A 12,642-nucleotide genomic window follows, 5' to 3' on the forward strand; every position below is an offset into this window, starting at 1 on the left:
CTTCTTTACCCCTCCGCTAAAAATTGGTCCAGGACATCCCGCAATTCCGGAATGCCGTATCCGTTATCCGCGCTGGTGAGCACCACGCCCCTGCACCCATAGGGCGCACAGATTTCCGCAAAACGTGCCGCTGTCTCGGCATATTGGCTTTTTTTCAGCTTGTCAGCCTTCGTCAGTGCCGCAATGAAGGGTACCTCGTGGTGCGCCAGATACTCCAGCATCATTTCATCGTCGGCGCTGGGGGCATGGCGGCTGTCCAGCAGCTGCACCAGCAGCGCACATCGCCGTCCGCGCTCGAAATAGCTGTTGATGAGTTTATCCCAGCGCTGCCGTTCGCCCTGCGCCACCTTGGCGTAGCCGTAACCCGGCAGATCGACCAAATAGACGCCGCCCACCGTATAAAAGTTGATGGTAGCCGTCTTGCCCGGCGTGCTGCTCACGCGCGCCAGGCTTTTACGGTTGCACAGCTTATTGATCAGAGAGGACTTCCCCACATTCGAGCGCCCGGAAAAAACAATCTCCGCGCGGTCCCGTTCCGGCAGCTGAGAAGAAAGGCCGTAGGACGCCTTGAACTCGGCTTTCGTCGTATCCATGCGTGCCTCCTTACTGGCGGATGCTGAGCTGCGGTTCTGCTTTTTCCGGCGGCACCGGGCGCGTATGCTTTTCCCCGCCTGCCTTGGGCGCTTTCGCGGCCTTTGCAGGCTTTTTAGCGGGCAGCAGCACCGTGCGCAGAACTTCCTCCAACGTGCTCACCGGACGGAACGTCAAACCGTTTTTCACGGCGTCGTCCACCTCATACAAATCGGGAGCATTGTCTTTCGGGATCAGCACCAACTTCATCCCCTCCCGGTAGGCGGCCATGCTTTTTTCTTTGAGGCCGCCTATGGGCAGCACCTGCCCGTGGAGTGTTATCTCACCCGTCATGGCCACATCAGAACGCACCGGGCAGCCGGACAGGCACGACACCAGCGCCGTTGTCAGCGTTACGCCCGCAGACGGACCGTCCTTTGGAATGGCTCCTTCCGGCGCGTGTATGTGGATATCGATATCTTTAAAAACGGAAACATCATAGCCGTAAGCCTCCGCATGGGCTTTTGCGTAGGTGATGGCAAGCTTGGCGCTCTCTTTCATTACCTCGCCCAAAGAACCCGTCAGTTCCAGCCGTCCTGCTCCGCCGGGCACTGTCTGCACCTCGATGGGCAGTATCTCGCCGCCCACGCTGGTCCACGCAAGGCCATTGGCCACGCCCACGGCGTCCTTACGGCTGAGAAAAGCCGGTTTCACGCGTTTCGGCCCCAAAATCTCTTCCAGGTTTTTATCACTTACAGAAAGCGTCTCCACCTCTCCCGCCGCGATGCGCTTGGCGCACTTGCGCAGCAGTTCGGTGACGGCGCGCTCCAGGTTGCGCACACCCGCTTCCTGCGTATATCCGTCGATCAGGCCGTACAGCGCGGAGTTCGTCAGCTTCACACGGCCTTTCAGGCCCGTGGCAGCGAGCTGCTTGGGCAGCAGGTGACGCTTGGCGATCTCGAACTTTTCCACGCGCGTATAGCTGGAAAGCTCAATAACATCCATACGGTCCAGCAGCGGACGCGGAATGGTATCCGTAGTATTGGCCGTGGTGATAAACAACACATCGCTCAAGTCAAACGGGATATCCAGATAGTGATCCTTGAACGCGACGTTCTGCTCCGGGTCCAGCGCTTCCAGCAGGGCGGCGGCCGGGTCGCCCCGAAAATCGCTGGCCATTTTGTCCACCTCGTCCAGCAGGAGCAGCGGATTCGCGCTCTTTGCCGTGAGGATGGCGCTGATGATCTTGCCGGGCATCGCCCCGATATAGGTGCGCCGATGGCCGCGGATTTCGGCCTCATCCCGCACGCCGCCCAGAGACATTCGCGCATACTTGCGGCCCAGGCATTCAGCGATGGACCGTGCAATGGACGTTTTACCCACGCCCGGAGGGCCGACCAGGCAAATGATCTGTCCTTTGACTTCGGGCGCCAGCTTGCGCACGGCCAGAATCTCAAGGATGCGTTCCTTCACCTTTTTCAGGCCGTAATGCTCCTTATCCAGAAGCGCAGCAGCCTTATTGACGTCCAGATTATCCTCGGTGCGCGTATCCCACGGAAGATCCAGACATGTGTCCAGATAAGTGCGGATGACCGAAGCCTCCTGGGAATTGCCCTGCATTTTGAACATGCGGTCCGCTTCCTTGAGCAGTTTCTCCCGCGCCTCTTCGGGCAGCTTTGTTTTTTCGATCTTCGCCTTGTATTCCTCGGCCTCCTCGCGGGTGTCGTCGAAATCGTCCAGCTCGTTGGAAATCGCCCGCATTTGCTCACGCAGGTAATAATCCCGCTGATTTTTGTCCATCTGCTCGTTGACCTTGCTCTGGATGTCCTTTTCAATGTGCAGTATCTTCGTCTCCCGGCGCAGGATCTCCAGCAGCTTTTCCAGGCGGCCGGACACAGTGCCCTCATTGAGCAGCGCCTGTTTGTCGGTATATTTCAGCAGCAGGTTTGCCGGGATATAATCACACAGCAATGCTGCATCCTCATTGGTGATGATGGTATACACCACGTCTTTGGAAAGGCGCGGGTTCAGCGAAAGATATTCCTCAAAGGCTTCTTTCACACTGCGCACCAGCGCCTCCACGCGTGCGGAATCGACCGATTTTGTCCCGCGCAGCGCGGCGGCCTTGGTAGACGCCAGCAGAAAACGCCCGCTTGAATCCAGCGTCAGCAGCTTGGCACGGTATTTGCCTTCCACCAGCACCTTGACAAGCTCGTCCGAGACACGCAGCACCTGCTTTACCTCGGCCACAACGCCGTACGCATACAGATCCTTAAAGCCGGGATCCTCCACGTCCATATCCTGCTGGGCAGTCAAAAAGACAGCGTTGTTATTGCTCATGGCCCATTCGATGGCCGCGATGGACTTTTTGCGGCCCACCTCGAAGTGGATGATATTTCCCGGGAATACCACCAGGCCCCGCAGTGCAATGGCCGGCAGGCGCAGGATATCCGCGTTCTTATCCAAAATGATTTTTACTCGTTCCGACATACGTGTATCTCCCCTTTGTATGCATATCTGAAAGGGCTTTAGCCCCATGAATGCTCTATGGAACTTTATTATATACGAAATTTGTGAACTTTTCAACAAAAAGAAAAGCGGAACATTGGTAAAACGCCCATGTTCCGCCATTTTTTCACTTATCCGTCCGCCGTCTCAGTTCACACGGCCCGACGCCAGCGCCTTATACCGCTTGCGCACCGCGCCGTATTCCAGCTTCGGCTTCGCGCCGTTCACCGTTTCCTCGTCCACCGTCACTTTGATGATGGTTGGGTCGCTGGGGATCTCGTACATGATGCCGATGAGCGACTGCTCCATCACGCTGCGCAGGCCGCGCGCGCCGCTCTTCAGCGCAATGGTCTTTTTTGCGATGGCATGCAGCGCCTCGTCCGTGATATCCAACTCCACGCTGTCCAGCTTCATCAGCGTCTGGTACTGCTTCACAAGGCTGTTTTTCGGCTCTTTCAGCACACGCACCAGCGCATCTTCATCCAGCGGGTCCAGCACTGTCACAACAGGGATACGGCCCACCAGCTCCGGAATCAGGCCAAAGCGCACCAGGTCGTGCGGCTCCACCAGACGCAGCAGGTTCTGCTTCGCCTTTTCGGGGTCCTCCTTCAGCTTGCCGCCAAAGCCCAGCGCAGAGGTGTCCGTGCGCTTCTGGATATGCTTTTCCAGCCCGTCGAACGCGCCGCCGCAGATAAACAGGATGTTTTTCGTGTTGATTTGAATGAACTCCTGCTGTGGATGCTTCCGTCCGCCTTGGGGCGGCACATTGCTGACAGTGCCCTCCAGGATCTTCAACAGCGCCTGCTGCACGCCCTCGCCGCCCACGTCGCGTGTGATGGAGGGATTCTCGCTTTTCCGCGTGATCTTGTCGATCTCGTCGATGTAAATGATGCCCCGCTCTGCCCGCTCAATATCGAAATCCGCAGCCTGAATGAGCTTGAGCAGAATGTTTTCCACATCTTCGCCCACATAGCCTGCCTCGGTGAGCGTAGTCGCGTCCGCGATGGCAAAGGGCACATTGAGCATGCGCGCCAGCGTCTGTGCCAGCAGCGTTTTACCCACGCCGGAGGGGCCAAGCAGCAGAACATTGCTCTTTTGCAGGTCCACATCCGTCTTTTCCATGTTCAGGATACGCTTATAGTGGTTGTACACAGAAACAGCCAGTACCACCTTGGCATTGTCCTGCCCGATGACATACTGGTCCAGCCCTTCCTTTATCTCCGCCGGCGTGAGGATATTGATATCCTGCGGCACGGCATGGGCCGGGGCAGCCTTGCCGCGGCGCGGGGCCTGAGCCGGAGCCTTGCCTTCCTCGTCCAGCAGCGAGTGGCACAGCTCGATGCACTCGTTGCAGATGTTCACACCCGGCCCAATGATCATCCGCTCCACTTCGTCCTGGCTTTTGCCGCAGAAGTTGCAGATGAGATTTTTGTCTTTGCTGTTGTCTTTATTTGCCATATAACACCTTTATCGTTGTGAGATCACGTCGTCAATAAGGCCGTAAGCCTTTGCTTCCTCGGCCGTCATATAATTGTCGCGCTCCGTGTCCTGCTCGATGCGTTCCAGCGGCTGGCCGGTGCAAGCGGAGAGGATACCGTTCATCTTATTGCGCGTGCGCACCATATGGTCCGCGTGGATCTTGATATCCGTCGTCTGCCCCTGCAGCCCCACCTGTCCGCCGATCAGCGGCTGGTGGATGAGTATTTCGCTGTTGGGCAGCGCGAAGCGTTTGCCCTTTGCGCCCGCCGCAAGCAGTACGGAAGCCATGGAGGCCGCCATACCCACACAGATGGTGGAAACGTCGCATTTGATATACCGCATGGTGTCATAAATCGCCATGCCGTCCGTGATGGACCCGCCCGGGCTGTTGATGTAGAAATTGATATCCTTCTCCGGGTCCTGGCCTTCCAGATACAGCAGCTGCGCCACCACAAGGCTGGCCGTCGTGCTGTTCACATCCTCGCTGAGCATGACGATGCGGTCGTTCAGCAGGCGGGAAAAGATATCGTAAGAGCGTTCGCCGCGCGCGGTCTGCTCTACAACGTAAGGAACCAAACTCATAAATTAGCCTCCCTGTTTTACAGCGGTTCAGTTTTTATGGGAAATCGCATGGCCGCGGCAGCCCGCTGTACCCGGCCGCGCGGCCCGCCGCAGGCGGGCCGTAAAACCGGCCGCCGCAGCAGGGTAACAGATGACCGATACGCGCATAAAATGCGGGTATCGGTCACGCGTCGTCACTATCCGACAAAAAGGCCCGCTTTACTCCGCCTTCTCGTCCTTCTGGGGCGCCACATTCTCAACGGTGACGTCCGCGTTCTGCTTGATGAAGTCAATGGCCTTGTTCACGGCAAGGTCCTTCTTCACTTCGGCCTCGGGCACGATGCCGCGCACCTTCTCCACTTCCATCTTGTAGGCGTCGGCAATGCGCTTGACTTCGTTCTCGAAGTCCTCCTCGCTGGCCGCGATGCCTTCCGCTGCAGCCACAGCCTCCAGCGCCAGACGGATCTTCACCTGCTTCTCAGCCTGCTCCTTGAAGCCTTCGCGGAACTTGGCCGTGTCGCCGCCCATATACTTGATGTAATCCTCCAGGCGCAGGCCCTGCTGCTGCAGGCGGTACTCGAAATCGCGCACCATTTCGTCAATGCGGCTCTCGAACATAACGGGCGGGATATCGCCCTCCAGCGTCGCAACGATCTGCTCGACCAGATCGTTCTCCACTTCCAGCTCGGCATTCTTCTCGTTCTGCTCTTCCATGCCCTTGCGAATGCTGGCTTTCAGCTCGTCCAGTGTGTCGTATTCAGACACATCCTTCGCGAATTCGTCATCCGCGGCGGGCAGCTCCTTGGTCTTCACTTCGTGCAGCTTGACCTTAAACGTAGCGGCCTTGCCCGCCAGCTCCTCAGCCTGATACTGCTCGGGGAACGTGACGTTCACCTCGAACTCCTCGCCGGCCTCATGGCCGGCAACCTGCTCCTCAAAGCCCGGAATGAACTGGCCGGAGCCCAGCGTCAGGGAAAAATGCTCGCCCTTGCCGCCCTCGAAAGCCACGCCGTCCACAAAGCCTTCGAAGTCGATATCCGTGACGTCGCCGTCCTGAGCCTTGCCCTCACGGGTAATGATGCGGGCGTTGCGCTCACGCATGCGCTCGATCTCGGCCTCCACAGCGGCGTCCTCGACAGTATTGACTTTCTTTGTGGCTTTTAAACCCTTGTATTCGCCCACCTTCATCTCGGGCTTGACAGTGACGACAGCCTTGAGCACGACGCCGTCTTCGGTGCTGGCGGAAACGATGTCCACCTCGGGGCGGTCCACCGGCTCGATGCCGCTCTCGGCAACGGCAGCTTCATACGCCTCGGGGAACAGGTCATTGATGGCATCGTAGTGGAACACATCGGCGCCGAACATCTTTTCAATCATATGGCGAGGGGCTTTGCCCTTGCGGAAGCCCGGAATGTTGTATTTACCGGCCTCGCGTTTGAACGCTTTGGCAATTGCGGCGTTGAACGCTTCGGCGTCAATGGAGAATTGCAGTTCATGGCTGTTGTTTTCAAGTTTTTCGTTTTTGACGAGATTCATTGTATTTCCTCCAATACTGAACTTACAGAGTACAATTATAGCATACGTTTATGAATATTTCTATACAAATTCAAATTTTATATGGAAAAAACCGCAGTGCGTCGGCACTGATGAGTTTATACTCGATGCCGTCCAGCTCCCCCTGCACCGCCCGTGGAATGGACGGGCCGTGCAAATGGCCGTAAAAGCAGCGTTTCACGCCGTATTCCCGCAGGAGCGCCACCACTTCCCCGGCGTCCGCCTGGGGATAGACCGGAGGATAATGCAGGAACACTGCCTTTTCCGTATCTCCCGCCGCTTCCAACGAAGCCCGCAGCCGTCCGCATTCGCGGCTCATTACCTTTTCATCGTGAGGCTGGCCCGCGTCGAACAGCCAGCTCCGCGTGCCGCACAGTGCAAGCCCTTCTGCAAAAACACAATTGTTATGCAGAAAAGACAGGCTGCCAAACCCATTCGCAGCCAGATAGGCGTTCATTTTCGCCATAGTCGTCCACCAGTAATCGTGGTTTCCCTTCAAGAGCAGTTTCCTGCCCGGAAGATTCTGAAGGAACGCAAAATCCGCACTGCAGTCCTCCAGCTTCATCGCCCAGGAGGTGTCCCCCGCCAGTACCACGGTATCCTGCGGACCCACAGCCGCCAGCCAGTTTTCCCGCAGACGCTCCACATAGTTCTCCCAGCCGCTGAAAATGTCCATGGGCTTGGACGTTCCCAGCGACAGATGAAGATCCCCGATTGTAAAAATTGCCATAGCATCCTCCGAATGACTGGCCGCAGGCCGGCCATACTAAGAAAAGGAAGCGCCGCGCCCTATGAAGCGGCGTTTTGCGAACTGATTTTAAGGAGGCAATAAAAATGCAGGACGAAAAGATTCTGGAAGGCATTTGCTGCGAAGTAGAGAACTGTGTGCACAACAACGGCAACTGCTGCTGCACCGCGCAGGAGATCAAAGTGAAAAACCGCATGGCCGTCCTCGGTGAAGAGACCATGTGCGAGACCTTTGAGGAAGTTTAGGCTTCGTCGAAAAATGTCCGCAAAAACGGCTCGTGTGATATGCACGGGCCGTTTTCATTGCACCCTTTTTCTCTACAAAGCAAGCGCCGCAGCCCGGATGCCGTCCTTTTCCACCACCTGCGTGAAGCGTACGGGCTTTTCCCGCAGGCCCGCAAGGCTCGCAGGCGCCGGGACCTCGGTCTTTTCCTGCAGCAGGCGCATGGCCTCAAACTCATCCTCCGGCACATCCGCCCCCAGCGCGCCCAGCACATCGCACGGGAACTTGTACGGGCTTGCCGTGGAAAGTACAACGCAAGGCGTTTCGCCGGCCGCCTGCTGCCGTGCCACACGGAACGCCACCGCCGTGTGCGTGTCGCACAGATATCCGTCCGCTTCATACCGCGCGCGGATCTCCTCCCGCACCTGCGCGTCATTGGCACAGCCGCAGGCAAAGGTCTCCCGGATGGCGGAAAGCACTTCGGCGGGCACGGTGTAATGCCCATGCTCCGCCAGCTCACGCATCCATCCCGCCACCGCTGCCGCATCCTGTGTTACATGGTACAAAAGGCGCTCCAGGTTCGAGGACACAAGAATGTCCATGGACGGCGAGGACGTTTTGTAGAACGTGCGGCGGGCGTCGTAAACACCCGTGGTGAGAAAGTCCGTGAGAACGTTGTTTTTATTGGACGCGCAGATCAGCTTTTCCACAGGCAGGCCCATACGTTTGGCGTAATAACCCGCAAGGATATCGCCGAAATTGCCTGTGGGCACACAGAAGCTGACGGGCGCGCCCGGTGCGATATCCCCCCGCTCCGCAAGCTGCGCATAGCTGTAAAAATAGTAAACGATCTGCGGTACAAGGCGGCCCCAGTTGATGGAGTTTGCGCTGGAAAGCTTTTCGTTTTTGGCAGCCAGCTCCTGCGCGAGGTCCTCGTCCGCAAACACGCGCTTTACACCTGTCTGCGCGTCGTCGAAGTTTCCGTTGACAGCATACACCGCCACGTTATCTCCCTCCTGCGTGGCCATCTGCAGGCGCTGCACCTCACTGGTGCCCGCGTTGGGATAAAACACCGCGATACGGATGCCCGGCAGGCCCGCATAGCCCGCGAGCGCGGCCTTTCCCGTATCGCCGGAGGTCGCTACAAGGATCTTTGTCACGCCTGTTTCTCCCAGATTTTTTTTGGCCTCTACCAGCAGACGCGGCATAAGCTGCAATGCATAATCCTTAAACGCGCAGGTCGGGCCGTGCCACAACTCCAATGCATAGGTATTCCCGGCCACATGCGCCGCAAAGCCTGCCTTGCCGCCGAAGTTTTCGGTGCTGTATGTCTGCTCTGTGGCGGTTTTTAAAAAATCCGGGTCATAATCCGTCAGAAACATGCCCAGCACCTTCTGCGCCGTCTGCGGATACGTCAGGCCGTAAAACTCCCGCATGTCCACCTGTGGGAACTGCTGCGGGACAAACAGCCCGCCTCCCGGCGCAATGCCCGTGAGAATGGCCGTGGACGCACCGGTGCAGAGAGCACTGTCGCGCGTGCTTGTGTAGTTCATACTTTACCCCTCCAATTATAGCCACAGCCGCTATCCGGCTGTTCCGCCGTTTTCCGCAGCCCTGCAAGGCCTGCTCTTTTTCCGTGGGACAGAGCGGCTCTGCCCAGCCCTTTCTAAAAAGTGCGCTTCCAAAAACTCCAGGCGTTTTCAAAAAACACCTTGTTCAAAACCGTCTCCGGCAGCCCGCGCGCCAGAAGGTACCCGTATAAGCGCGGGATGCCCCCGATATCCCGGATATCCTCCGGCACATGTGCGCCGTCAAAGTCCGTTCCAAAGCACACCGTATCCTGCGCTCCCAGCGAAAGGAACGCATCCAGATGACGGTATACGTCGTCGCTGCATGCCCGCATGCGGTCGCTGCTTAAAAACGCACTGCACAGATTGATGCCGATCAACCCGCCGCGCCGTACGATCTCCCGGATCTGCTTTTCCGTCAGGTTGCGGTGGTGCCCCGTGACACGGCGCACGTTGGAATGCGTGGCCACCACCGGACCACCGTAACATTCAAACACCTCCGCCACACCCTCGTCGGAGAGGTGAGAAACATCCGGTACAATACCATACTGCGGCAGCGCACGCACCACTGCACGGCCGAACTCCGTAAGCGGGCCGCCCGCTTCACCGCCGCAGCCAAGCTCGTTTTCGCCCATCCAGGTCAACGTCAGAAAGCGCACGCCGTCGCGCTGGAATTCGGCCAAACGCTCAAGGCTCCCACCCAGCGCCGCACCGTTTTCCACGGAAAGAATGGCCGCGCGCCTGCCCTCTTCAAATGCGTCTTCCGTCTCCTGCGCTGTGCGGCACTGAACGATCCGCTCTCTGTTCGCGGCGAGCTGCGCCCGAAAACAGGCGGTCTGACGGCGGTACGAAGCATAAGCCGTGTCCGCGCCCGGCGCGTTGTCCTGCACGAATACGGCGAACACCTGCGCCCATCGACCCAGTGCCCGCGCCTTTTCCAGATTGACGTGCGCATCCGCATCCGCGATGCCGCCGCCCTCCGTCAGGCGGGACACCGTGTCACAGTGCAAATCAAAAAAGTCCAACTTCACAGCCTTCTTTTCTACAAGGTAAACGCATTTTCAATACAATTCAGCCGCGGCGTCCCCAAGCGGGGCACCGTGACCTCCACCACGTCGAAGCGCATAAAATTCTCCGCCAGCTCCGGGTGAAGCAGCAGATATCCCTGTGCCGCCAAAACGATCCGCCGCCGCTTTTGCGCTGTTACAGCCTCTGCGGGCTGCGCGGCGGCAGCCTCGTCCCGCGTCTTCACCTCGGCAAAGATCAGCATGTCTCCTTTTTGTGCAATGACGTCGATCTCACCCCGGCGCGTGCGAAAATTCATCTCCAGCACCCGGCATCCTCTGCGCCGGTAATACACGGCGGCCAGCCTTTCGCCCATGGCCCCCCTGCGGGCGCTCTTCCGCTCACACATAACCGCGTTTTTTTAAAAAGGACCTGCGGTAAAACGGCTGAATGCCGTATTCGTCCAGCAGCGCGTAATGCAGCTTGGTCGGATATCCCTTGTGCTTTTCCAGCTGGTATTGAGGATATTCCTTCGCGAGCTGCTCCATGTACCGGTCCCGCGAGACTTTGGCCAAAATAGAGGCGGCCGAAATACTTGCCGAACGGGCGTCTCCCTTGACGACGCTTTGCGCGGGAATCTCCATCTCCGGGCACCGGTTGCCATCGATGAGCGCCAGCCCCGGACGCACCGCAAGGCCCTCCACAGCCTGCCGCATGCCCAGAAGCGTAGCGTTCAGTATATTCAGCTCGTCGATGGTCTGCGGCCCCACCATCACGACCTTGTAGGCAAGCGCCTTTTCAATGATCTGCGGATACAGCAGCTCCCTCTTTTTTTCCGAAAGCTTTTTGGAATCGTTTACGCCGTCCACCGGAGCTGCGGGGTCCAGAATAACAGCAGCCACGCACACCGGGCCGCACAACGGGCCGCGGCCCGCCTCGTCCACGCCGCACACGACACCCGCACGGGCGCGGTATTCTGCGTCGAATGCATACAGTTCCTCCGTCATGCTTCCTCCGGCCTTTCCAGCGAAACGCGGCCCAGCTTTGCGCCTCGGAATTCATCCACCAGCGTAATGGCCGCGCGCTCGGTATTCACCACACCGCCGGACATCAGCATGCCCCGCTTGCGGCCCACAGTCTCCAGCAGGTCGTAGGCGTCCTGCCCCAGCTCCTCCGCTGTCAGTCGGTAACGCTCCGCCAAACGCTCCGGATACATCCGCTGCATTTCACCCAGCAGCGCCGTTGCCAGCGCCTCGATGTCCAGCACATCGTCCTTGATGGAACCGATGAAGGCCAGGTTGCCCGCCACCTCCATGGAGTCGAATTTTTTCCATAGCACGCCGGGCATATCCAGAAGGTCATAATTGCCCACGGTCACCCACTGCTTGCCCCGCGTAACGCCGGGCCTGTCGGCAGCCTTCGCGCGCGCCGCGCCCGCGAAGCTGTTGATAAACGTTGATTTCCCCACATTGGGGATGCCCACGACCATCACGCGGATCTTCGCACCCGCCATGCCCTTGACGGCACGGCGCTCCAGAAGCTCCGCCAATTCCGTCTCGATCGCATTTTTTACGCCCTGTACGCCGCCGCGGTTTTTGCTGGTAATGGCAAGGCAGCCGTCGCCGCCGCGGCGAAAATACGCCACCCAGCGGGCGGTCACGTCCGGGTCGGCCAGGTCTGCTTTGTTCAGTACATACAGGTGGGGCTTGCCCGCCGTGATGCGCGCGATCTCCGGGTTCAGGCTGCTGCGCGGGATGCGTGCGTCCAAAAGCTGGAGCACGGCGTCCACATTGCGGATATCCTTTTCCATCAGGCGCAGCGTTTTTGTCATATGCCCCGGAAACCACTGGATGGGGCGTGCGCTCAGACTCTCTTTCATGCGATTTTCCCAAAGCTGCTCAGCGGGAACACCCGCAGCAGCACCTTTCCCAAAATATCCCGTTCGTCGATGAAACCCACTTCCGTGCTGCGGCCGTCCAGCGAGCGCGGGCGGTTATCGCCCATCACAAACACGCAGCCCTCCGGAACCGTGACGGGAAACTCTACATCGTACCCGGTTGTCGTCGGCGCAGAAATATAAGGTTCTTCCAGCACCGCGCCGTTCAGCGTCACAGCGCCTGTCTCGAAATTGATATCAACAGTATCGCCGCCCAGAGCGATGATGCGCTTGACCAACGGGTCTCCGTAATTGATGTAGCCGTCCACCACCACCACATCGCCGCGCTGGGGCGTATACAGCATGCTCTGTACCGCCACGCGGTCCCCGCCGTAAAGCGTAGGCTGCATGGAAACGCCGGAAACGGTGATGATGCGCACGGCAAACACAAAAAACAGTACGATCACCGCCAGCGCGAACACCAGTGAATCATACCACTCGAACAGCGCGTTTTCCTTAGACTGTTTCGGTTCCATGCACACACCTTCTTT

At 58.4% G+C, this 12,642-nt stretch carries 13 protein-coding genes; 1 reads left to right on the top strand and 12 read right to left on the bottom strand.

All coding sequences use genetic code 11. The annotated features are described in order from the left end of the window. Positions 1-5 precede the first annotated feature (5 nt). The 6 genes from yihA to TQ39_RS01675 all read right to left on the bottom strand — a co-directional run bounded on the left by yihA (position 6) and on the right by TQ39_RS01675 (position 7,402). On the bottom strand, positions 6-593 hold the full coding sequence (gene yihA / locus TQ39_RS01650) for a ribosome biogenesis GTP-binding protein YihA/YsxC (RefSeq protein WP_009325853.1): 588 nt from the start codon (positions 591-593) through the stop codon (positions 6-8). A gap of 10 nt (positions 594-603) precedes the next feature. Further along, positions 604-3,060, bottom strand: a complete 2,457-nt coding sequence (gene lon, locus TQ39_RS01655; protein ID WP_050004313.1) for an endopeptidase La — start codon at positions 3,058-3,060, stop codon at positions 604-606. 165 nt (positions 3,061-3,225) lie between these two features. Further along, positions 3,226-4,536: an ATP-dependent Clp protease ATP-binding subunit ClpX gene (clpX, locus tag TQ39_RS01660; RefSeq protein WP_050004314.1), complete on the bottom strand. Its 1,311-nt coding sequence runs from the start codon at positions 4,534-4,536 to the stop codon at positions 3,226-3,228. Between the two features lie 9 nt (positions 4,537-4,545). Continuing rightward, positions 4,546-5,139, bottom strand: a complete 594-nt coding sequence (locus TQ39_RS01665) for an ATP-dependent Clp protease proteolytic subunit (RefSeq protein WP_050004315.1) — start codon at positions 5,137-5,139, stop codon at positions 4,546-4,548. Between the two features lie 198 nt (positions 5,140-5,337). Then, positions 5,338-6,654, bottom strand: a complete 1,317-nt coding sequence (tig, locus tag TQ39_RS01670; protein WP_050004316.1) for a trigger factor — start codon at positions 6,652-6,654, stop codon at positions 5,338-5,340. Between the two features lie 70 nt (positions 6,655-6,724). Continuing rightward, entirely contained in the window at positions 6,725-7,402 is a 678-nt protein-coding gene (locus tag TQ39_RS01675) for a metallophosphoesterase (RefSeq protein ID WP_050004317.1), read from the bottom strand. Positions 7,403-7,506: 104 nt separating this feature from the next. Between TQ39_RS01675 and TQ39_RS20050 the strand changes: the two genes are divergently transcribed. Beyond that, a complete protein-coding gene (locus tag TQ39_RS20050; protein ID WP_009325859.1) occupies positions 7,507-7,665 on the top strand; it encodes a DUF1540 domain-containing protein in 159 nt (52 codons plus the stop codon). 72 nt (positions 7,666-7,737) lie between these two features. Here TQ39_RS20050 and thrC read toward each other — a convergent pair whose 3' ends face one another. The 6 genes from thrC to lepB all read right to left on the bottom strand — a co-directional run bounded on the left by thrC (position 7,738) and on the right by lepB (position 12,627). Further along, entirely contained in the window at positions 7,738-9,195 is a 1,458-nt protein-coding gene (gene thrC, locus TQ39_RS01680) for a threonine synthase (RefSeq protein WP_050004318.1), read from the bottom strand. A gap of 113 nt (positions 9,196-9,308) precedes the next feature. After that, positions 9,309-10,235 (bottom strand): dipeptidase, encoded by a 927-nt coding sequence (locus TQ39_RS01685; RefSeq protein ID WP_050004319.1) that lies wholly within the window; start codon positions 10,233-10,235, stop codon positions 9,309-9,311. A 17-nt stretch (positions 10,236-10,252) separates the two neighbouring features. After that, positions 10,253-10,591 (bottom strand): YraN family protein, encoded by a 339-nt coding sequence (locus tag TQ39_RS01690; protein WP_242853441.1) that lies wholly within the window; start codon positions 10,589-10,591, stop codon positions 10,253-10,255. Positions 10,592-10,616: 25 nt separating this feature from the next. Beyond that, positions 10,617-11,222 carry a ribonuclease HII gene (gene rnhB, locus TQ39_RS01695; protein ID WP_050004321.1) on the bottom strand — a complete coding sequence of 202 codons (606 nt, stop codon included), beginning with the start codon at positions 11,220-11,222 and terminating at the stop codon, positions 10,617-10,619. After that, positions 11,219-12,094 carry a ribosome biogenesis GTPase YlqF gene (gene ylqF / locus TQ39_RS01700; RefSeq protein WP_050004322.1) on the bottom strand — a complete coding sequence of 292 codons (876 nt, stop codon included), beginning with the start codon at positions 12,092-12,094 and terminating at the stop codon, positions 11,219-11,221. Before ylqF ends, rnhB begins: the two co-directional genes overlap by 4 nt. Beyond that, positions 12,091-12,627 carry a signal peptidase I gene (gene lepB, locus TQ39_RS01705; protein ID WP_009325865.1) on the bottom strand — a complete coding sequence of 179 codons (537 nt, stop codon included), beginning with the start codon at positions 12,625-12,627 and terminating at the stop codon, positions 12,091-12,093. The genes ylqF and lepB overlap by 4 nt, the downstream gene beginning before the upstream one ends. Between the last annotated feature and the right edge of the window lie 15 nt (positions 12,628-12,642).

The sequence above is a fragment of the Ruthenibacterium lactatiformans genome, assembly GCF_000949455.1.
GTDB classification, from domain to species: Bacteria; Bacillota; Clostridia; order Oscillospirales; family Ruminococcaceae; genus Ruthenibacterium; species Ruthenibacterium lactatiformans.